The sequence below is a fragment of the Staphylococcus argensis genome, from assembly GCF_002902305.1.
GTDB lineage: Bacteria > Bacillota > Bacilli > Staphylococcales > Staphylococcaceae > Staphylococcus > Staphylococcus argensis.
Map to the genome: position 1 here is coordinate 81,997 of NZ_PPPX01000016.1, position 23,704 is coordinate 105,700.

The 23,704-nt window shown below is 41.4% G+C and carries 14 protein-coding genes; 4 read left to right on the forward strand and 10 right to left on the reverse strand.

From position 1 onward, the window contains the following. Positions 1 to 208: 208 nt before the first annotated feature. A complete protein-coding gene (locus CD039_RS09340; RefSeq protein ID WP_103372082.1) occupies positions 209 to 1,411 on the forward strand; it encodes an MFS transporter in 1,203 nt (400 codons plus the stop codon). 785 nt (positions 1,412 to 2,196) lie between these two features. Here the strand turns inward: CD039_RS09340 and rbsK are convergent. Together rbsK and rbsU are read right to left on the reverse strand one after the other, a co-directional pair. After that, a complete protein-coding gene (rbsK, locus tag CD039_RS09345) occupies positions 2,197 to 3,105 on the reverse strand; it encodes a ribokinase (protein ID WP_103372083.1) in 909 nt (302 codons plus the stop codon). 66 nt (positions 3,106 to 3,171) lie between these two features. Next, on the reverse strand, positions 3,172 to 4,053 hold the full coding sequence (rbsU, locus tag CD039_RS09350) for a ribose/proton symporter RbsU (RefSeq protein WP_103372084.1): 882 nt from the start codon (positions 4,051 to 4,053) through the stop codon (positions 3,172 to 3,174). A 309-nt stretch (positions 4,054 to 4,362) separates the two neighbouring features. On the opposite strand from rbsU, the gene CD039_RS09355 reads away from it, so the two are divergent. Continuing rightward, entirely contained in the window at positions 4,363 to 5,112 is a 750-nt protein-coding gene (locus tag CD039_RS09355; RefSeq protein WP_103372085.1) for an amidohydrolase family protein, read from the forward strand. Between the two features lie 142 nt (positions 5,113 to 5,254). Here the strand turns inward: CD039_RS09355 and mqo are convergent, their stop codons facing one another. Then, on the reverse strand, positions 5,255 to 6,736 hold the full coding sequence (mqo, locus tag CD039_RS09360) for a malate dehydrogenase (quinone) (RefSeq protein WP_103372086.1): 1,482 nt from the start codon (positions 6,734 to 6,736) through the stop codon (positions 5,255 to 5,257). Positions 6,737 to 7,266: 530 nt separating this feature from the next. On the opposite strand from mqo, the gene mbcS reads away from it, so the two are divergent. Then, positions 7,267 to 8,859, forward strand: a complete 1,593-nt coding sequence (gene mbcS, locus CD039_RS09365; protein WP_103372087.1) for an acyl-CoA synthetase MbcS — start codon at positions 7,267 to 7,269, stop codon at positions 8,857 to 8,859. A gap of 222 nt (positions 8,860 to 9,081) precedes the next feature. Here the strand turns inward: mbcS and CD039_RS09370 are convergent, their stop codons facing one another. The 6 genes from CD039_RS09370 to CD039_RS12150 all read right to left on the reverse strand — a co-directional run bounded on the left by CD039_RS09370 (position 9,082) and on the right by CD039_RS12150 (position 18,405). Next, positions 9,082 to 10,083: an NADP-dependent oxidoreductase gene (locus tag CD039_RS09370; RefSeq protein WP_186303077.1), complete on the reverse strand. Its 1,002-nt coding sequence runs from the start codon at positions 10,081 to 10,083 to the stop codon at positions 9,082 to 9,084. Between the two features lie 66 nt (positions 10,084 to 10,149). Continuing rightward, positions 10,150 to 11,136 (reverse strand): choloylglycine hydrolase family protein, encoded by a 987-nt coding sequence (locus CD039_RS09375; protein WP_103372089.1) that lies wholly within the window; start codon positions 11,134 to 11,136, stop codon positions 10,150 to 10,152. Positions 11,137 to 11,151: 15 nt separating this feature from the next. After that, positions 11,152 to 12,060: an AEC family transporter gene (locus tag CD039_RS09380; RefSeq protein WP_103372090.1), complete on the reverse strand. Its 909-nt coding sequence runs from the start codon at positions 12,058 to 12,060 to the stop codon at positions 11,152 to 11,154. Positions 12,061 to 12,311: 251 nt separating this feature from the next. After that, positions 12,312 to 13,130, reverse strand: a complete 819-nt coding sequence (locus tag CD039_RS09385) for a CHAP domain-containing protein (RefSeq protein WP_103372091.1) — start codon at positions 13,128 to 13,130, stop codon at positions 12,312 to 12,314. Positions 13,131 to 13,669: 539 nt separating this feature from the next. Continuing rightward, on the reverse strand, positions 13,670 to 17,683 hold the full coding sequence (locus CD039_RS09390) for an Ig-like domain-containing protein (protein ID WP_103372092.1): 4,014 nt from the start codon (positions 17,681 to 17,683) through the stop codon (positions 13,670 to 13,672). After that, positions 17,668 to 18,405 carry a YSIRK-type signal peptide-containing protein gene (locus CD039_RS12150; RefSeq protein WP_167386253.1) on the reverse strand — a complete coding sequence of 246 codons (738 nt, stop codon included), beginning with the start codon at positions 18,403 to 18,405 and terminating at the stop codon, positions 17,668 to 17,670. The genes CD039_RS09390 and CD039_RS12150 overlap by 16 nt, the downstream gene beginning before the upstream one ends. A gap of 700 nt (positions 18,406 to 19,105) precedes the next feature. Here CD039_RS12150 and CD039_RS09400 point away from each other — a divergent pair. Beyond that, positions 19,106 to 22,108: a glycosyltransferase gene (locus CD039_RS09400; protein ID WP_240595127.1), complete on the forward strand. Its 3,003-nt coding sequence runs from the start codon at positions 19,106 to 19,108 to the stop codon at positions 22,106 to 22,108. A 263-nt stretch (positions 22,109 to 22,371) separates the two neighbouring features. Here the strand turns inward: CD039_RS09400 and CD039_RS09410 are convergent. Then, positions 22,372 to 23,704 (reverse strand): YPDG domain-containing protein (locus CD039_RS09410; RefSeq protein ID WP_167386254.1); only part of this gene is annotated, 1,333 nt, incomplete at its 5' end.

The following is a 23,704-nucleotide window of genomic DNA, read 5'->3' on the forward strand; positions in this document are numbered from 1 at the left end:
TCTCAAATACGAGTCAGGCATGCGGGGGTGAGACTACGAAATCAAATCGATTTCTGTCTCGCTCCCTTCTTTTGTTGCACTCACTTCGCAAGAGGCTACTTATACTTTTAAAAAAGCTGGCAGTCAAAAGCAGATAGCTTAAAATCATGTCTTGCTATGCTACAATATAATTATTTAAAGTAACTATTGAAATAAAAGAGGGATAATCATGCGCGACGTCCGTCCAGGAGAAATCCAAAAAGGATCAAAAGAATATACTAATATCATCATCGCTCTGTTTATCGCAGGATTCACGATTTTCTCAATCTTATATAGTGTACAACCACTCATTCCTGCATTCTCTAGACATTTCCACGTTAATGAAACTTGGGCGAGTATACCGCTCTCAATTGCGACGCTCACACTCGCGGTTGCGATGTTATTCTTCGGAGCAATCTCGGAAGTCGTAGGTCGGAAACCGATCATGTTCTTCTCCGTCATCTCGGTGTCACTACTTGCTATAGTGCAACCGTTTATCGACAACTTTAATGTGTTCCTAGCACTCCGTTTCATCCAAGGTATTTGTCTCGCAGGTCTCCCTTCTATCGCGATGGCATACATCGGTGAGGAGATATCAGAAATCAGCTTACCTCAAGCGATGGGAACTTACATTAGCGGGAATGCGTTCGGCGGTGCTTTCGGACGCGTCTTCACTGGTTTTATTGCCAGTCTATTCGGCTACAAAGTGGGAATGATTGCAGTCGGGGTCATTAGTTTAGTTGCTGCAGTGCTGTTTATCTTTCTCTTGCCAAGTTCACGCAACTTTACGAAACAGCGCTTCCACCTCGGCGAACTCTTACGCAGCTATGGCCAACATTTACGTAATCCACGTTTGCTCAAGCCCTTTATGTTAGGGTTCTTACTCTTAGGATGTAACGTAGCCGCATTCAACTACATTAGTTTCGAACTCGAATCTGCGCCTTATCACGTACACAAAGGGTTAATCAGTTTCATCTATCTGCTCTTCTTACTCGGCATGTTATCTTCCATGTTGAACGCCAAGCTACGTGCGAAACTAGGTACTTTGCGTGCATTGAAGTTGAGCTTGATCGCACTGATGGTTGGAATTTGGATTACCCTTCTTCCGTTCATTATTTTTAAAATACTTGGGCTCGCCTTCACGATTTATGCATTCTTTAGCGGTCATGCGATCGCGAGTGCTGTCGTTGCGAGTCGTGCAGAACATCATAAAGCACAGGCCTCAAGTCTTTATCTGCTGTTCTATTACATCGGCTCTTCCGTGGGTGGTACGCTCGCCGGTTATTTCTACGGTCTCATCCACTGGCCAGGTGTCGCACTCATGATAACGATCTTTATGGTCATCGGTTTAGTGATTGCTATGACGATTCGTAAAAGTAAAGATATACGGTAAGAGAAGAAATTAACTACTTAATTCATTCGAAAACCAAATTATTTTTAATGTAGTTCCTCTCCCTTGCTTATGGGACCACACTCAACTAATTCTTGCCGCTATTTTAGCTCCAAGAATGGATTTTCGTTGTGGTCTATATCCATCAAGCGTGTCGAGGCTACATAAAAAAATGAATTCAGCAATTTTCTAAATCATGTCTTTCATCATCATACTTTATTCTGTTTAATATTATGGATCTGTCCTAATATTAACGAACACTTTAGGAATGTATTAATAATAATTATTAATTTATGATAAATTAAATATGTAATGAGTATTTATAAATAGTACATTTTAGAATTATGCACACAACTAAATATAAGGAAGACGTTCTACTAGAAAGGTTCGATGAGGTTGCATGCAGAGAAGATAATGAACGTTTACGTGCTAATCATGTTGGTTTTAGTATTTTTTATGCATAGACTTTTAATTTATTCTCTAAGTGGCGATATTTTTGACCTGTATTTTCTTATACACTTAGCAGGCATAATGGGTTTTATCACCACTATGATTTATTTTAGATACCTAAATATTATTAAAAGCATATGGTGATCATCATAACCAGAGAAATCTAACTCAATCCCCCAGCACTAAGATGTTTTCTTAATTAAAACATCTTGGTGCTATTTTTAATTTCCCTAATAAGCACTTTCGCCTTACTCAACATTTTCAACAATCTCCTCAAACACAAAACGACCCGCCCCAAAGCTACCCTAACTTTGGAACGAGTCATTTCAATCTACCGATTAATCTATATCACTCGCATGCGGAATCGCGGCTTGTGCCCCAGCACGTTGCACTGTTAACGAGCCCGCTTTATTCGCATAATCAATCGCATCACTTAAATTGCTCATATCAGATGCTAAATGACTTACAAGCGCACCGATAAACGTGTCGCCTGCTGCCGTCGTATCTACTGCTTTAACAGGATAAGCTGGAAGTTGTTCAGATCCAGCATCCGTAGAATAGAAAGTACCGTGCTCTCCTAATGTAATCAAGACAGTGTGAATACCTAAATCGTGGAAATACGCTGTGCTCTCACGCATGGAGGATTCATCCGTCACGGGCACACCTGAGAGCGTTTCAGCTTCAGACTCATTTGGTACGATAATATCGATGAGTTGAAGCAATTCATCAGGCAACGCTTTCGCCGGCGCTGGATTTAATAACGTCGTTACACCATGTGCTCGCGCCATTTTAAACGCAGCAGTGATCGCCGGAATGGGCACCTCAAGTTGCGCCACGATAAAGTCTGCTTCCGCAATCGTCTGCTCAGCTCGCGCAACATCCGCTTCATCAATCGTCATGTTCGCGCCGCCATAGACGTAAATCGTGTTCTGACCTTGCGCATCCACCGTGATAAATGCCTGACCTGTATGCGCTTGCTCGGTTTCAACCACATAAGATGTATCGATGCCGGCCGCTTCAAAGTCTTTAAACATAAAGTCTGCAATACCTTCCGTACCTACCTTCGAGATAAAGGTCGTTTCCGCGCCTAAGCGTGCTGTCGCTATCGCTTGATTTGCACCTTTACCTCCGCCATATGCTTTCTGTGCTTCTTCAACATGCAACGTTTCGCCAGGTTTCGCATAGCGTTCTACCGTCAAGAACTGGTCCACATTCGTCGAACCTAAGACGACCACTTTGTTTGTCATATCTATCCCTCCATCGTCATCCAAGCTTACTTGATTACCTCTACTTTAACACATTTTACTCTGCGATTACTTGATGAAGACTGTCACAGCAGCTGCGACAACGATGAGGACGAGACCGATCACCGTCACGATCATCTCTTTTCCAGTCTTACGTTGATTCAACATGTAAATACCTGAAAGTGTTGCGAGAACGACTGACGTTTGTGACAAGATGAACCCGGTTGCTAGTCCATTCATTTCTTTCTGAGCTGAGATGAGATAGGTTAACGCACCAAAGGCGAAGAAGAATCCTGAAATGATTTGAAGCCATGTGACTTTCTCTTTGAATGGATTCCCTTTCTTCATCGTGATGAGTCCATAAATGACTGCCACTAATACCATGCCGATTGCTTGTGGTAAAAAGGCTGTCTGACCGCCTACTGATGAAGCTTGTGGCGCTGCAGAATAAGCCCAGTAACCAATTTCACCAATTAATAATAAAATGACTGCCGTACGGAGATTTTTACTATTAGCTGCTTGACCATTCTCACTCCAAACGGTCATCCAAGCACCAATGAGGATGACGAATAAAGCGATAAAGCCAATAATCTTGTGAGATACGCCTGGCCAATCACCTAGAGCAATTACACCCCAAAGTGATGCACCAAGGAGCTGGAATGCAGTCGTAATCGGCATCGCACGAGATGAACCGATATATTCAAAGGATTTGAAAGTAATAATCTGTCCAAAGCCCCAACCTGCACCAGATATAATTGATAAGACTAAATCCATACCCGTTGGAAAGCCATTGGATGAGAACGCCGCAAATACTGCCGCGAAGATGAGCGTACCAATCGTTGCGCCGATAATTTGATTGACGGGACGACCGCCAAATTTAGATGCCACCGTTGGGAAGAGCCCCCAACCGAGTAAAGGTCCGAGACCTATAAGTATAGCTACAATTTCCAAATCTTACACCTCTATCATTAAATTTATTTATATCTCGTAAATGACATAAGCGTTTGAAACGTGAGTGCGATGTATCTGTCGTCACATCTATTCTTAGGTGACATCGTGCTCCACGTGCCATTTCAGTTTCCCCTCACTGTATTTTATCACGGAGATTTATTCTTTAGAAAACACTTCACCTTGTATCAGTGGGACATTTTAAGCGCAAGTCCAAGGAGAGTAAAAGTAAATATAAAGTAGAATTATTAATAATTCAAAAGTACGTTATATGAACAATCTGATAAACTGAAGTCAAAGGGGGGATGTGAGATGAGAATATTTGATGCACACTTTCACATTATTGATTACGACTATGAGATTCACGAAAATAATGGGTATTGGCCACCTCAATACGATGTCGAGCAGTACCGTTCGGCCACAAGCGACCTTGAAATCGCTGGTGGTGCTGTCGTTTCTGGTTCTTTCCAAGGCTTTGACCAAGATTACTTAATCGACGCTTTAGAACAATTAGGGCCTCGGTTTGCTGGCGTGACGCAACTACCAATGTCTACTTCAGACGAAGAAATTATTCGCCTTGATAAACAAGGTGTCCGTGCCTTATGCTTTAATGTTAAACGCGGCGGTTCAGAATCTTTAAAGAACCTAGAGTATTTCGCGCAACGCGTTTATGACCTTGTTGGTTGGCATAGTGAGTTATATATCGATTCACAACAGTTACCTGATATTTCCCGGGTGATACATCGTTTGCCTGCGATTTCCATTGATCATCTCGGCTTATCTAAAGAAGGTCTACCTCATCTACTTGACGCCGTAGATCATGGCGTACGCGTGAAAGCAACGGGCTTTAGTCGAGTTAATCTCGATGTAGCGAAAGCGATGCAACAGATTTATGAGACTAATCCAGATGCGTTGATGTTTGGAACAGATTTACCTTCTACTCGCGCGCCTCATCCATTCAGTGTGGAAGATATTCATCTAATTGAGGATACTTTTGATGCGCAGGCTTGTGAGAAGATTTTCTGGGAAAATGCACATGAGTGGTATCGAATGGGAAGATAGGCCTATCTCGTTTAGATAAAAGTCATACCTTGTATGATGGTGTCTCTGTTTAGCAGAATTTTCACAACTCAAATAAACGCAAAACACCTCCGCTGGTCATTCAACATACCAACGGAGGTGTTTTCACATTTCAAGTACAACCTTATTTTTGATCTAACTTGAGCGTTTTATCTGTTTCTTTACGGATTTTCTTCATTAATTCGTGATCGTTAATGAGAGATTCACCGTAAGATGGGATCATTTTCTTAATCTTAGGTTCCCAATCTTTAGCGTACTCTGGGAAGTTCTTCTCTAGTACTTCAAGCGCTACAGATACTGAAGTTGAAGCCCCTGGTGATTCACCCAATAAAGCGATAACAGAGTGGTCTTCTGAGTTAACTACTTCTGTACCGAATTGGATAAATCCACGACCTTCTTCTTTCGTATCTTTGATAACTTGAACACGTTTACCAGCAATGTGTAAGTCCCAATCTTCGTCTTTCGCATCTGGGATGAAACGACGTAATTCTCTCATGCGGTCGTCTTTCTTCTGTAATACTTGTTGAATAGAATATTTAAGCAATGGTACGTTCTTCACTGCTGATGCTAATAAAGTGATAAAGTTATTTGGTTTCACTGATTTGAATAAGTCTAAGTTTGAACCATTCTTCAAGAATTTAGGGCCGATTGCGGCGAATGGTCCGAATAATAGACTCTTCTGACCGCCTAGATAACGTTTATCTAAGTGCGGTACTGTCATTGGTGGAGTGCCTGGTGGTTCTTTACCGTATACTTTCGCATCGTGTTGTTCAACCACTTCTGGTTTGTTACAAACTAAGAATGCACCGCTGATCGGGAAACCACCTAAGTGCTTGCTTTCTGGGATTCCTGTTTTTTGTAATAAAGGAATTGCCCAACCGCCGGCACCGATAAAGATGTAATCAACTGTTTGAACATCGACTTTGTTTGTTTCTAAGTTACGGATCTTAACTTCCCATTTACCATCGTTACGACGGTTGAAGTCAAGTACTTCGTGACGGTAATGTACGTCTACTGCGTCACTGTTTTCTAAGTTATGTGCAAGTTGGCGAGTTAATTCACCGAAGTTCACGTCTGTACCGTGATCAATCTTACTTGCAGCAATTGGAGATGCTGAGTTACGATCTTTCATCATTAATGGAATCCATTTAGCGATTTGATCGTGATCTTCACTATATTCGATTGTTTCGAACATAGGGTGTTGTTTTAATGTTTCATAACGTTTTTTCAAGAAATTAACGTTGTTCACGCCTGCTACGAAACTTAAGTGTGGTAGCGGATGAATGAAGTCACGTGGGTCTTTGATCACGTTGTTCTTCACTAAGTGAGACCAGAATTGTTTAGAAATCTCAAATTGTTCGTTGATTTGTTTCGCTTTCTCAATATCAACTGAACCATCTGGTTGCTCAACAGTATAGTTTAATTCACATAAAGCAGCATGGCCTGTACCTGCGTTAGAGTCATCGTAAGAACTTTCTAAGCCAGGACGATCCATGCGTTCGTAAAGCTTAATATTCCAATTTGGCTCAACGTTTTTAAGTAAAGTACCAAATGTTGTACTTAACACGCCGGCACCAATGAGAATAACGTCTTTAGAGTTACTCATAGATATCCACCTTCCTGAAATTCGGACACTATTATCTTGCAGCGAAACGACAAACGGGGCAGGTTGTTTGTGGAAACGCGAAGTCACGTCTCTCTTTCGCCACAAAAAAATAGCGTTCCTATACAATATCTTTATTCAACTCTTTTACAATGTTGACGCTAATTATAATCGAGTTGCTTTCAGTTCTATTTTACTACTTTGTAGGATAGATTACAAAGGTTAAATTTATCATTTCACGTCTAATAGAACTATTTTCATTTACCATTTTAAAGGATAACAATTCAAATGTAAATCTTAAGAATTATGCCCTATTAAAATCGAGAACGACATTAAATTTAACACAACTCTTAACGAAATTTTTCGAATACTTTTGTTAGGTATCTCTATCTAAGTATGTTATAGTTTCTTTGTTAAAACTTTAACCGTTGCGTACGAGACTCAAACATGCAACTTATAGAATCAGATTATTTTTTACAGAATATTTAAACATCAAGTGCTAGAAACGGATTAGACTAAAGGGAGTATTTTTAATGAAGAAAACGGACTTGATTGCACCGGAACAATACAACATTGTCTCCGAGATTGAGCAATACGCAGAACAAGCTGACAAGAAGGCGCTCATCTATCACGATGACGAAGGCCACCAAACGACAGTGACCTACTCAGAACTCATCGCTGGCGCAAACCAATATGGCCACGTCTTCAAAGCGCACGGTCTCAAGAAAGGTGACAAGCTACTCATCCTCATGCCACGCTCTATCGAGACTTACTATCTCTATATCGCTGCGCTGAAATTAGGTGTCATCGTTATTCCTGGATCAGAGATGTTGCGCACGAAAGACTTACAGTACCGTATCCAACATGGTGAAGTTACTGCAGTTGCTTCAGTCGATGTCGGCGCTGACCAATTCGAGCGTGTTGATGGCATCGATCACGTGACGAAATTTATCATCGGACAGCCGCGTGACAACTGGATTGACCTCACAGGTGAAGCACAAGACCAAAGCACTGAACTAGAGACAATTCAAACCCATCGCGATGATGTCGCCTTTTTACCGTATACATCAGGAACGACAGGCAACCCGAAAGCCGTCATTCACACACATGGTTGGGGTTATGCTCACTTACAAATGGCGCCGAAACACTGGCTATGTATCGAAGAAGATGATTTAGTGTGGGCCACAGCTGCACCGGGTTGGCAGAAATGGGTGTGGAGTCCTTTCCTATCAATCATGGGTACAGGCGCGACTGCTTTTATCTACAATGGTCGATTCAACGCCGAAACTTATCTCAAACTACTTCAAGACAACCACATCAACGTGCTCTGCTGTACGCCAACTGAATATCGTATCATGTCCAAGTTAGAGAATCTGACGGACTACGACCTCAGTCACTTGCACAGCGCGGTTTCTGCTGGTGAGCCACTTAACCGTGAAGTAATTGATCAATTCCGCGACAATTTCAATCTCTCTGTTCGCGATGGTTACGGTCAAACTGAAAGTACATTGCTCATCGGCTTCTTGAAAGAGACAGCGTTAAGACCTGGCGCGATGGGTAAAGCGATTCCTGGCAGTGAGACATGTGTCGTCGATGATGATGGCAATCCTGTTCCGCCGAATACCGTGGGCAATATCGCAGTACCACTCGATCTACCTGCGCTCTTCCACGGTTATTACAAGGATCCTGAACGTACGAAAGCGCCTCAACGTGGGGACTACTACATCACAGGTGACCAAGCGTACATGGATGAGGACGGTTACTTCTGGTTTGACGGTCGTAAAGACGACATCATTATTAGTTCAGGTTACACAATTGGACCTTTCGAGGTAGAGGATTCACTCATCAAGCATCCTGACGTGAAAGAGTGCGCAGTTGTAGCAAGCCCGCATGAGTTGCGTGGTAATATCGTCAAAGCGTTTATCATTCCACAAGACGGTGTAGCACGTGATGACACTACGGTTAAAAAGCTACAGAATTACGTGAAGCAAGATGTTGCACCGTACAAATATCCTCGTGCTATCGAATTTGTCGATGACTTACCAAAGACCAATTCAGGTAAAATTCGTCGTGTTGAACTACGCGATTTAGAACAACGCCGTTATGACGAACAACATCGTTCTTAAATAGATTAAACCCCGCCATCGCTTGAATGGCGGGATATTTTGTATTGAATACGGTGAATGATAGCGAGCGTACCTTGCCCGTAAACCTGCAAAGTGATGATCCTATTCGTGCACAAACTTACAAAGTCGCGTCACTATTCGTGCACAAGCTTACAAAGCCGCTTCTTTACTCAATATCAACGCGCCTGACCACTTTAATCGCTCTTCTGTAACGTCGCGTCCCTACTCACTCACTTGAATCACAATCTTACCTTTCGCATGACCTTGTTCAGAGTATTCCAACGCACCTTGTGTTTCATTGAAGTGGAAGACTTTATCGACGATAGGTTGAATCTTGCCTTCTTCTACTAAAGACTTGATCTTCTTAAGTTGGTCACCGCTCGGATGCATAAAGAGAAATTCATAATTAGTACCAGTCTGACGCGCCTTTTTATTCAACTTACGAGACGCAAATTGGAAGAGTTTCTGCTTCGCCCAACCGAGCTTCATCTCACGCGCCACACGTTCAGTTGGCATACCAGAAATTGAAGCGACCGTTCCACCTTTTTTCAAAATATCGAAAGCCTTGTCTAAATTCTCTCCGCCTAACGTATCAAAGACGCCATCATAATCGGATAAGACTTGTGAGAAATCGTGTTCTTTATAATTAATAATGTCGTCAGCACCTAACGACTTCACGAGTTCAACGCCACGGTCACTCACCGTCGTCGCAACATGTAAATCCATCGCTTTCGCCAATTGAATCGCAAACGTTCCAACGCCGCCTGACCCAGCTTGAATCAACACTTTCTGTCCGGCCTGTAAATGCATCATTTCGTTCAACGCCTGATACGCCGTCAAACCTACAAGTGGAAGACTCGCCGCTTCCTCATAACTCAACCCTTCAGGCATTGGCGCAATCTCGCTCACATCAATCGCAATATATTCCGCAAACGTTCCAATCTTGTCTTTACGTGGGCGACCATAAACGTTGTCACCGACTTGATACTGGTCCACGCTAGAACCTACTGCTGTCACCACACCTGAGAAATCGTTTCCTAAGATAAGCGGAAAGTTAAATTTCAACAGTGGCTTCAACTTACCATCTCGAATCTTGAAATCAATTGGATTCACACTTGCCGCCTTTATCTTCACACGTACTTCATTCTGCCCTACTTCCGGCATTGGCATCGTCTGTTCATGAACAGGATTATTGCCATATTTATCTATCACCATCGCTTGCATCGTTTCAGACATCTGCGTCACCTCTTCTATCAATAGTTATTCATATTATAGACGCATATGTCACTTTTAACCATTGATTCTAACTGTCGTTACTTCCTCCACAGGTTGGTAAAAGGTCATCTCATCCGCTTCCAATAACGACTCACTCATCTCCAGCTCAACAATTTGATTAGAGTAATAGTGCTTACAATACAACGTACGCGTCGTCAGATCGATTACCGTTTGATACATCGTGTAGTGAATCTCTTCCCCGTCCGGACGCACAGCTCCTCTCGGAATACTCACCGCATCTAATATTTTAAAAGCAGACCAGAATGTCGCGGATTCTGGCATATCTGTCACTAAATTGTGTTTCAAATAAGTGGCACGGACGAAGCGCTCTGGAGAAGAAAATCCGCCGGGCAATCCTTGCGTACCACCCTCATTGCCATGCACATCAAAGGTCTCACTTCCAAAGGTATTCGGCTCGGGTTTGTAAGGCTTCAAGTGACTATAATTACGTAAATTCTCGTAATGCCACTCTAAACTTGGATTATTGGTTAGGACGCCTAGTGGATTGTCATTGATCTTCAACTTACCTTCGACAAACATCAATTCCACAGAACGTCCTGTCGCGTCTGCAATATGATAATGCAACGGCGGAACTTCACCGATATCATCAAGTTTGTATGCTACTACGTTCACTTGATTAGCGTGTTTCTCGAGTTCGGCGATATCTTTGTTGTAACCTAAGACCCAATTCAATACTTCACTTGGCGCAATATTAATCTTACCTTCCACTATTTCTGTCGCATAAGAACTATTTCCTCGGAAATATTGATTCGAAGCTGCAAGGCCATGTTCGTTCACCCCATCGCCAAAGATGAAACCATCCATCTGACAGCCTGTGCCCATAAAGCCATACAACGTCTTACCTTTGTAGTCCACACGAGACTCCCAGTAGTGACGACGCGGCGAAATCGCTGGCTGCCCCTCAAGATGATGCACGAAATCCATCGTACGCGCAAACAACACATGCTGATCTTGAGTCGTTAACGTTAACCCTGTACACATAGACATCTTTCCTTTCTAAAAAATGATTTGTGATAAATAGATAACCGCTACTACGGTAATCGCACTTAATAAAGTTGAAATAAAGACGAGTTGTGCTGCAAGTTCTGGATAATTATCATATTCTTGCGCAATCACTGAACTATTCACTGAAGTTGGCATAGCTGAAGCAATAAATAATGCTTGTGCAATCATGCCATGGAAACCTAACACGTAGATAATGACGAGCGCGATGATAGGTCGAATAATGATGTAGAAATACGCAGCCGTCCATTTGAAAGTAAATTTAAAGCGCGCAATTTGAGCACCTAGTAAGATCAACGCGATAGGAATCATTGCTTGAGCTAAGTAATTCAAAGGTGTCCATGCAAATTTCGGTATAGGTAGATTCGCATAGTTAAAGATGATGGCCAGAACTAACGCATACAGAATCGGCATTTTGAAATAACCAAGTAACGCTTTTAACTTCCCTACCTGCACGGACTGAATCGCAAATATTCCGTAAGTGAAAGTGAAGAGATTCTGCAACGTCAGGACAATGACTTGCGCTGACATCGCTAATGCGTCGCCTTTAAAGACGATGTCGTTGACCGGCGCGCCATAGTTTCCAGAATTGAAGAACAGCACACTGTTATTGAGCGTTGTAGCTTTCGCTGGATTGAGTTTTAATACTGCTGAGAGTACTTTTACAATGAGATAAAGCACCAGAACATAGAGCCCAAAGAAGACTGCAATATATAAGAGAAGGCTCGGATTCAGCGTCGTCTTGTAGAACTTTACAAAGATAAAGCCTGGCACGAAGACGTAAATATTGAGCTTCGCAAGCGTGCCTAAATGTAGATCGAACTTAATATGTAAGATGTAGCCCAAACCGATTAGGATAAATATCGGTACGAGAACTGTTACAAGTATTGAAACCATTGCCATATACGGTCGCCCCTTTATCATCGCGAGAAAGCGCTTTAATGATTACCTATTATGATACGGGATATTGAACGGTTTGAATACCCATGTGAGTTTGAAAAAACGTAGTAAATAAAAATTTATATAAAGTATGTAGGCGCGAGGACTTTTCTGCAGAATTTGAATTCCTTTTAAGCAAAGTCGCTTTAAACGCGAAAAAAATCCGCTAACCCAAGTTTAAAACTCGAATTAGCGGATAAGATGAGACTAACAACTTATTTAATGTAGTTGTAAGAACCAGCTTGGCTAGCTGAGATTGTACGTGAAGTTACAACACCAGGGCCATGACCGTAGTTCATTTCTGAAACTTTAACTGAACCGTCATTGTTAACGTTCTCAACGTAAGCTACGTGACCAAAGCCACCTTGAGATGTTTGCATGATTGCACCTTGCTTAGGTGAGTTGTCTACAGTGTAACCTGATTGAGCTGCTGCGTTAGCCCAGTTCTTAGCGTCGCCCCAAGTTGAACCAATCTTGCCACCTACTTTGTCATATACATAGTAAGTACATTGACCAGAAGTGTAAAGGTTTGAACCAGAACCAGATTTACCTGCGAATGCAGCGCCACCTTTATTGCTTGAAGGTGCAGATTGAGTAGTTACTTTCACGTTGTTGCTTGAAGTGCTTTGTGTATTGTAAGTAGCACCTTTACCACCAGTAGTGTTGTTGTTAGCTGTGTAAGATTGTGGTTGGTAGTTAGTGTTGTTATTTGTTGTATAGTTATAGCTGTAATTATTGTTATTAGTGTAATTGTAGTTGTAGTTATTGTTGTTTACATTATTGTAGTTATAGCTAGTTGCTTGTTGTGCTTGACCTTGTTGCGCTTGTGGTGCTTGGCTTGGGCTCCAGTTACCTTGCCAAGTGTAGTGATAGTTGCCTTGTTGGTCAATTGTGTAGTGATAGCTATATGACATTGGATCATTTGGATTATATCCATTATTTGTATTCTCCGCTGCGTCAGCGTCATGATGTGCGAAAGCTAATGCCGCGATACCTGCAGAAGCGATTGATGCTGTAGCGATTTTTTTATTCATAATAAAATATCCTCCTAATGATTTCGTGAAATTTTGTTTCGTTTTTTGCTCTAACGTCTATATACAATAAGTGAACTTTTTGTTTTCTTAATTAACGACAAGTCACACTCTAACAAACATACAAGGGTTTGTGGGCGATGTTATTACTTTGTAATTGATACATAATAAAGTGGCGCACTCTGTAATATTTCTGTCTTTTTCTGTAAAAGCTATAGCTACTGGCATGATGCATTTTTAGAAACCTTCTATTTTCGAAAGCGTTTTCACTATGTAACATTTTTTCATTTAATTTTTCCTTGCTGCAATACATTATCCTGTCTTTTATGTATATCTTTAATCGTTTTTTCTATTTAAAATGAACCTCTAGCATTCACCTTACGAGCTAAATTGCTATTTTTAAAAATAAACTTCCAGTATTCAGTTTGCGAGTTAAATTTCCTACCTTTTTTCACTAAAAATTCCTTTATATATGAAGAAAAAGAGTGCCAACCGAAGTTGACACTCTGAAAACAATCCATTCATCTCAATGAGAGAATTTCTTATTTATCTTCTTTTTTACGTCTTCTACCAGCTAAGAACAATGCACCAAGTGCAGCGAATAAGCTACCGAAGATAGTACCACTGTTGTCAGTGTTACCAGTTTCTGGAAGAGCTTTCGCTTCAGATTTAGCGCCGTCTTTCGCTTCAGCATGTTTCATAGAGTCATCGTGACCTTTAGTCATGTCAGAGCCTTGAGTCATTGCTGGAGTAGAAGCGTGTTCAGTCATATCTCCTTTGTTCATATCTGAACCATGGTTATCCATTGGAGCTTGACCGTTATCATCTTTCTTAGGCATATCACAGTTGTTACCGTTCATATCTTTATCCGTAACTGTTACTACAGTTGGAGTTGAAGTATGACCGTATTGATCTTTCTCAACAACTGTTACTTTGTCGCCTGCTTTAAGATGTACATCTTCTGGTAAATCGATAGTCCAGTTACCATCTTTGTCTACTTTAGTAGTTAATGTCTTACCACATGGAGTAGTCAATTCGATTGTATTACCTGGTGTACCTTTACCACTTACTGTTTTATCTCCTGTGTGTACAGGGTTAACAGTTGGTTGATGTGCAGTGTTTGCGTGATCTTGAACTGTTACTTTAGTTGGTGTTGAAGCATGACCGTATTTGTCTTTTTCAACAACTGTTACAGTATCGCCTGGTTTCAATGTAGTACCGTCTGGTAATTTGATTGTGAAGTTACCGTCTTTATCAACTGTTCCTGTCACTTTAGAGCCGTCTGGTAATGTTACTTCTACAGTGTTACCTGGTGTACCTTTACCGCTTACTGAAGTATCTCCACCGTGAATTGGATCAACTTGTGGTTGATGTGCTTCGTTCGCAGTGTCGCCTACTGTTACTTTAGTTGGTGTTGAAGCGTGACCATGTTTGTCTTTTTCAACTACAGTGATTTCTTGTCCTGGTTTCAATGTTATACCATCTGGAACTTTCACTGTGAAGTTACCGTCTTTATCAACTGTACCTGTCACTTTAGAACCGTCTGGTAATGTTACTTCTACAGTGTTACCTGGCGTACCTTTACCGTGTACTGTTTTATCTCCAGCTGTTACTGGGTCTACAGTTGGTTGATGTGCAGTATTTGGATAGTCGCCTACTGTTACTTCTGTTGGAGTAGAGCTATGACCATCTTTATCTTTCTCAACAACTGTTACTTTGTCGCCTGGTTTTAATTCTTTACCGTCTGGTAATTTCACTGTGAAGTTACCGTCTTTGTCAACTTCACCTGTTACTTTAGAACCATCAGGTAATGTTACCTCTACAGTATTACCTGGTGTACCTTTACCGCTTACTGAAGTATCTCCACCATGGATTGGATCAACTTGTGGTTGATGTGCTTCGTTTGCAGTATCGCCAACAGTTACTTTAGTTGGTGTTGAAGCATGACCATGTTTGTCTTTTTCAACTACAGTGATTTCGTCACCTGGTTTTAATGTTGTACCATCTGGTACTTTCACTGTGAAGTTACCATTTTCGTCAACTTCACCTGTTACTACTGTACCGCCTGGTAATGTTACTTCTACAGTGTTACCTGGCGTACCTTTACCATGTACTGTTTTGTCTCCAGCTGTTACTGGGTCTACAGTTGGTTGGTGAGCTGTGTTTGGATAATCTCCAACAGTTACTTCTGTTGCTGGTGATGTGTGACCATTGTGGTCTTTCTCAACAACTGTTACTTTATCGCCTGGTTTCAGTTCTGTACCGTCTGGAACTTTCACTGTGAAGTGTCCATCTTCGTCAACTGTACCTGGGACTTTAGTGCCACCTGGAAGTGTAACTTCGACATCGTTACCTGGTGTACCTGTACCACCTACTGAAGTACCACCACCGTTGATTGGATCAACTTGTGGTTGATGTGCTGTGTTTTCAGTATCATTAACAATAACTTCTGTTGGTGCTGAAGTATGCTCGTGGTTGTCTTTCTCAACAACTGTCACTTTGTCACCTGGTTTCAAGTCTGTACCTTCTGGAACATTAACAGTCCATTTACCATTGTCATCTACAGTAGCTGTGCCAGTTGTATTATCAGGGAATGTCACTACAACAGTGTTGCCTGGTTGACCGTCGTGACCGCTAACAGTCTTATCGCCTGCTGTTACGTCATCAACTTGTGGCATCTTAGTAGTGTCTTCAGCTGCTTTAGTTGTTACAGGAACGTTAACATGAGCAGTTGTGCCATCTGGGTAAGTTACTGTTACTGGTACGTTGACTGTACCTGCAGTGTTACCGTCTGGTAATTGTGCACCTTCATCAACTTTTACTGTCGGTGTACCTTTATCAGCTGGGAAGCCTGGTACTGTTACATGACTCTTAACGTCGTCTTCAGTAGTTGGTGTACCGAAATCTTTAGTGATTGGAGTAACTTCTGGTTCGTACGTATGTGCATCTGTAACTTTAACTGTTAATGAGTCTGCAGATACGTCTCTATCATTAACTACTAATACTGCAGTGTAGTGATCGCCGTCTTTAGCATCAGCTGGAATTTCGAATGTACCTGCATCTTCTCCTTCTTTCAATGAAGTGAAGTCAGGTGTCTTCTTAACAACTTTACCTTTGCTATCTCTCCACTCAACGTGTGTTGGAAGTGGTGATAAGATCTTACCTTCAAGATCGATGTGAGCGACATCACCAGGAGCTGCTGGTTTGTCAGTGTTATTGAAATCTACGATTGAAATTTCAACATCAGTTCTTGGAATAATTGCAAAGTGTACGTTGTACCACATTGGATCCGCAACTAAGTTATGTGCTGGGATGGCTTGTGGTGTGAACAATGCGTTTGTATTTGGTGTTCTGAATTCTGGTGCAGTGTAAGAAGAGTAAGCGTTTTGGATAACGCCATCTTTATCCATTACATAACCGTAAAGGAAGTTAACATCTAACGCACCTTCAGGGAAACGTAATGTGTAGTGACCATCTTCGTCAGTTTCACCATATACTGTCGCTGAGATGTACTCAGGATGATCTTCTAATAATTTCTTCGCTGCTTCCGCACGTTGACCGTGATCTAAGCTCTGAACTTGTGCTTTGTACGCTGCTGCGCCTTCTTTAGTTAATGAAGACATAACTACTGTATAACCTTGAGCAACTGGGTCACCAGGGTTACGGTTTGGACCTGTACCAGAGTTTGCTTCATCACCGTCACCCGTTTCTAACCATACACGACCTGAAACAGTATTTTTCGCTTTTAAGTCAGTGTAAGGGTTAGACATTGGTCCTTCTTCATCGTGAATCCACTCTTCTTTAGGACGTGTCATGTAATCATTTGTAGGTCTTACACCCATGAATACACCTGTACGTTGCATGTTTTTACCAATTAATGGGAATTGACCTAAGTTTAAGTGTGTTACAGAGTTTACGAAAGTACCTGGGATTAAACCACCAACTTGACGTAACATTGTAGCAGTGTTGCCGTTTGGAGTTTCGAAATCTTCAATCCATAAGCGGTAGTATTGACCGTCTGTTGCATTATATACGTGAGATTTACCATTCGCATCAATTTGAGGTTTACGTAAATCAAACGCATAGAAACCAGGACCAGCTGCACTACTATCACGATTAGTGATTTGGTTTGTAGTGTAAGCTCTGAACGCTGGTGATACCCAACCGTCTTTATCGATCCATTGCATGTAAACTGCAGTACCTTCAGGAACTGTAGTTAAACGTGTACTTGTAGTACCTGGTGCACCGAAGTCTGACATGTACGCACGGCCAGATAATGTATTTGCTGCGTTAGTAGTATCAACATCGTTTTTAACATAACCATTTTTGTATGCGTCAGCGTCGATAACTTTCATGTTATCATCGTCAGCTGTTGGCGCACTTGCGTTTACCGCATTAGCCATGTCGTTGATTGCTTCTGAGTCTTCAGGTGTAGCACGGAATGATAAACCTTGAACTGCTGTTCTATTTTGTGCGTTTGAGAAAGCTTTTAATAAAGCTGCTCTGAATGATTCAGGAGTGATGTTCTTCGCATCTAAACCTAAATTATTAACCACACGTTTCGCTTCTTTAGCAGAAACACCTGTAGCTTTAGCGTAGAATTCCTCTGCAGATCTTTATCGTGTACGTTACCGATATTAGCGTATGGAGATGGATCTACTGAAGCTGCTTTCTTATCTGCAACAGTAGTTGGTTGTACTGCTTTAGATTCTTCTTTAGTAGCAACTTCTTCTTCAGTAGCTTGTGGCGCTTCTGAAGTTGTCGCAGATTCAGTATCTACTTTCTTATCTTCAGATTTCGCTTCTTTCACTGAAGCATGTTCAGTTGCTTGAGCTTCTTCACTTTGAGCCGCTTCTTCTTTAGCTGGAGTTACTTCTTCAGCTTGTTCAGAATCTTGGGCTTTAGGTTGTGAATCTTCTGAAACTGCATCTTCTTGAGTTGATGCTGCTTCTTCTTTGTCTGCTTGTGCTTGAGTTTCAGTGTCTGTTGATGCTTCCGCTTCTGTAGATGCCTTCACATCTTCAGTTTGAGCTGATGTTGCTTGCTCTTCTGAAGCTTTAGCAGTTTGATCGTCTTTAGATGCTCCTGCTTCGTCTTGACCATCCACAGATACACTACTGCTATCTTCTTCAGCAGCTTGCGCATCGTGTGAAGCTCCAAATAATAGTGTTGCACCTATTAAGATTGAAGCTGTCCCTACTGTGAATCGACGAATAGAGTATCTATTATTACGATTCGGTAGAAAATCTAATTTTGACTTAGATTTTTTGCTTTTCAAATTAACTACCCCCAATTTGTGATAATTCATAAGATGCTATCTTATTGAAAAAATAATATACCACGTAACTATGAGTTGGTCTACTTATTTTATAATTTAATAGATTGTTACGAAACTTTTTATTTTTAATTCATCATTTCTTTTATAGCTTTACTATTGCAGTAGGTAATTAACTTGATACAGATTGAATTGAAGTAAGTTCTTTACTTAAATACGTTTGTATTTAAATAGGATGATATTTATAAAAACGCTTTCGCCTTCTCGTGTTTTCAGAGTTTTAAGCGCACTAAATAGTAATATTTCACTCAAACATAACTTTATACAAACTTTCGCCTGTAAGTGAAAACATACTTTATTTTCTTTCTTATACTTATCTAAAATAGCTTTATGCCAACGAATTAAGAGTCACGAATTACATTAAATTCTTTCATGTATTCCAACCTCTATAGTTCGTGAAAAAATTTATCGTAAAAATTTTGCACTACAGCCAAAATTCATGACTAACAAGATAAGAGTAACCGTCTTTCTACTATATAAATAGTGCGAGATCGGCCTCTTAACTCCACATCCTCTAAAGAAAAGTTGAGTGCGCCTCTACATAAAATATAATCTCGCTAAAATAGCTTTGTTATAGGCTATAACGCTCCCTCAGCCTTTGTAGTATAATGGTTTATACACAACTCAATAGAGGACTATTAAGATGATTACAATTCAAGAAATAACATCAATTATCGGTGGAGAACTTAAAGATTGTCACGATGTAACTTGGTCTATCAATGATTTCGAAACCATGTTTGGTTATGTGAAGAGCAAACACACCGCTTACTTCTCAGCTAATAAAGAAACATGGTCGCGCGAGCTAGGTCGAGCAAGACGGGCACCGGAGGGCAATGCGCTTATTAAGCGTGACCATGCAGACGTCGGACTGATTATCACAGAAGCATACGTCGATGACCTCGAACACCCTATTCCTCAACTCATCGTCGAAGATTCGGTCAAAGCTTTTAAACAACTCGCTATCCATATCCGCAACCAATATACGAATCCGCTCATCGCCATCACTGGCTCAATGGGTAAAAGTTCGACGCGAATGATTACGAGCAAGATGCTACAGGATTATCAGGTGCTCGAGAACAGAGGGAATAACAATATCCGTGCTGCGATGTATTCGAACATGCTGAAGCTGATTCAGAACCCAGATTTCGCTGTTATTGAAACTTCACTCAATGCGATTAACTTCCGCGAAGATACAGCGGTCTACATGAAACCTGATATCGCCGTAGTTACTGGCGTCGGCGCTGCGCACTACAGTTCTTTCGACTCTATCGAACAGATTGCCGAAGTGAAGAGTCGTATCTTCCATGGACTTTCAGAAGATGGCGTCGCGATTATTAATAAAGACACGCTTTTCGTCGATAAACTCATCGATGTCGCACGTTCTAAGACAGACCGTGTCGTTACCTATAGTACGCAAGATGCTACAAACTGTGATTTTACGGTCGAGTCCATCAATTACCGGAAAGGTTACACCGAACTTTCAGTGAACAACGATATGCTGAAAGGTCAGTTCCGACTCAATACTATTAGTAATGGCATGATTTCCAATACACTCGCTGCTTTATGTATTCTCAGTTTCTTAAATATTGACATTAAACCTAAGCATCTCGAAACGTTTAAGCCTTTTCCAAAGATATTGAACATGAAAGCGATTGAGACACCGACGCATACAGCGACAATCATAGATGATACGCACAACGCGTCACTCCCAGCGATGATTAACGCCATTGAAGCTTTCAATACGCAAACACCGTTCTTTACTGGCAATAAGGTTATCGCTCTCGGCAAGATCAACGACCTCGGAGATAAGAGTGAGGCTATACACGCCCAACTTGCGCCGATTCTCAGCGCGTCAAATGCCGACTATATTCTCTGTCTCGATGATGATTTCCGTGACGTCGTTGGCAAAGTTAAGGGTAAACACATGACTTGGTACCCTACTGCGGACCGTCTTATGGCGGATCTCTTGCAGCTTGCAAATGAAGATTCGTTAACACTATTGAAGTCCTCCTCAGGTGGCACGACCTTTCCTAAGATGGTGGAGCAATTACCAGAGGCACTGCGTACGCACCAAGGTCAATATATGGATGACTATCTCTTTGATGGCTTTCGTAAAATAGGTCAAAGCTATATCGTGGTCGACAATGAAACACTTCAAGTGACGAAAGAATATAATAGTAGAAACTCGCAAACTTTAGAAGGATTAGGACCGCTATTGTATTATCTTGATGCATTAAATAAACATGTGGAGAACCGCCCTATTCGCTTAGGCTCTTGGAGCACAAATGATGAGACGTATCACACAGGGTTACCTCTCACAACACACACTTTGATTCAAGCGATGAATGATTCACCTCATCCATCCATGATTTATGAGTTAGCAGATACACTCTACAGTTCCTCTCATGAACGTGATCAAGAGATCCACGCTTTACTCGAGAAATATAATTTACCTATCAGCGTCTTTACTAACTTGACGGGACGTTATCGTGTGAATGAACGTCAGTCATTCTCAGTACACGATTTATATAACATTTTTAAACAAAGTGAAGATTTACTGTTTAAATATAGAAAGCATTTTATCCTTGGTAATAAATACAAGAGTGGTTTGATTAGAGGTGACAAAGAGACTGTCATCTTCACGAATTATCGAGAAACTGAGATGCTACACACTATGGTGAACCCGCCTCAAATCACGATTAAGGAACCGGTCGATATTGATGTCTCCATCATCATTCCTCTATATAATAGGGAACGTCGCATTGCGCGATTACTTGAGAAACTGGCTCAACTCAACTATGACAAAGATAAATTTGAAGTGATTGTGGTGGACGATCGCTCTACAGATAGCTCAGTTCAAATGGCGAAGTCTTATACCGATCAATTCTCACACTTAAACGTGATTGAACTTGAGGAGAATAGTGGTGGTGCGTCGAAACCGCGTAACGAAGGTATTAAAGCGGCACGAGGCGAATGGCTGTTATTCGTCGATTCCGATGACTACATTACTGAAGATGCATTGAAAGATGCTATGGAAGTGGCAGCAGAGACGGCTGATGAGATGATTTGTCTTCCTTACTTTGTAACTAAAGACAAGACACGCCCGATTAGCCGTTCAGCATTCTCCAACCTTCAAATGGTGACAAGCCTGCAATTTGAAGACACGAAATTGTATAACTCATTGAATGTGATTGGTAAGTTGATTAAACGAGATTTGGTCTTGAAACATGAAATTACTTTCCCCGAAGGCATTAGAGTGCGAGAGGATAACTGGTTCCTGATGCAGTGCTATGCCATCGTTAACTCGATTGCGATCTTAGGTTATGAGAAGAACTATTATTACTACGAGGTTCAAGACGAGGTGGCGCTTACGAATAGTGGCACGCCTCCGAGAGATGCGGTGAAGATTTATCTTGCCGTCTATGACTTTATTATGAAACAGACAGAGTTGGCTTATTCTCGTAAAATTGATCTGTTGAGTATCTTCTTAAATCGTTACACTCCAATGATCCAGCGTGGTGAATATGCGCCGATTCGACTCTTCAAGCATACGAAACTTGAATTGTTACGTATATTGAGAAATAAATATACTTCTTCAGAAGCGTTGCACTTTATTGAAGAATTGTTTGTTAATCATAGTGAGTAAAAAGTTACGGTAAGATGCGGGTCATGCAGATGAAAACGTGAAGTGCTAAAGCGGAACTTTTTAATACAATTGAATAGCTAAATTGAAAGAAGATGTCCCTTTATGGACTTAGACTGAGAGCAGTCGAGTAATAAAGGGACATTTTTGTATGTATGAATGGATTTTTTCTTTAGGTTGCATCTTGAAGGAAAAGCGCCCTTTTATCCTTACTAAAAATAAAAAAAGCGACTAAGTCATTACGACTTAGCCACTTTATTTAAATATTATTGTTCGTCTTTAGAATTCTTACGACGGAATAGGAGTAATGCACCTAGTCCTGCGAACAAGCTACCAAATGCAGTAGTACGAGCTGCATCTGTTTCACCAGTTTCTGGTAATGCTTTCGCATCACTATGAGTATCTGCATGAGTTGGTTGGGCTTTCTCATCTGAACTCATAGTTTCTTGTGATGCATGTTGCTCTTGGCCTGTAATTTCAGCACCGTTGTCCATTGTGCTGTGAGTTGTAGATGGAGCTTGAGCTGGAACTTCAGTATGACCTTCTGTTTGAGCAGATGGTGAAGTTGGCGCTTTGTCTCCTCCAGTAGATGGATGTTCTACATCACCTGTTGGACAATTATTGTCAGTTGTTGGCTTAGGTTGAGTTGGTTGCTCACCTTGACCTTCGTTGTGTGTAGACGGTCCTTCTGGTTGATCTACTGTCACTTTCACATTTGTAGTTTCAGTTGAACCATCTGGATAATGTACTGTTACCGGAATGTTCACTTCAGTACCTGGTGTTGCATTCGCTGGTGGTGTAACAGTTACTTTTCCTGTATTAGGATCTACATCTACTGTCCATCCTGTTGGTACATCTTTCGGTCCTTCGAACTCTGTACCTGGCGGGATGTTTTTATCCTTAGTTTGCGGTACTTCTACTGGTTTGCCTGGTTGCGTTTTAGCGTCTTCGTAACCTGGGTCATGTTGACCAGCGTCTGTTTCGCTTGGATCTTTAGGTGTTACTGTCACTTTCAAGTTTGTTGTTTCTGTTGAGCCATCTGGATAATGTACTGTTACCGGAATGTTCACTTCAGTACCTGGTGTCGCCTCAGGTGGTGGTGTAACAGTTACTTTACCTGTATTTGGATCCACATCTACTGTCCAGCCTGACGGCACGTCTTTCGGTCCTTCGAATTCTGTACCTGGCGGGATGTTTTTATCCTTAGTTTGCGGTACTTCTACTGGTTTGCCTGGTTGCGTTTTAGCATCTTCATAACCTGGGTCATGTTGACCAGCATCTGTTTCGCTTGGATCTTTTGGCGTTACAGTCACTTTTAAGTTTGTTGTTTCTGTTGAGCCATCTGGATAGTGTACTGTGACTGGGATATTTACTTCAGTACCTGGTGTCGCATCCGTTGGTGGTGTCACCGTTACTTTACCAGTGTTTGGATCTACATCCACTGTCCAGCCTGACGGCACATCTTTAGGTCCTTCGAACTCTGTACCTGGTGGGATGTTTTTATCCTTAGTTTGTGGTACTTCTACTGGTTTACCTGGTTGTGTCTTAGCGTCTTCGTAACCTGGGTCATGTTGACCAGCATCTGTTTCGCTTGGATCT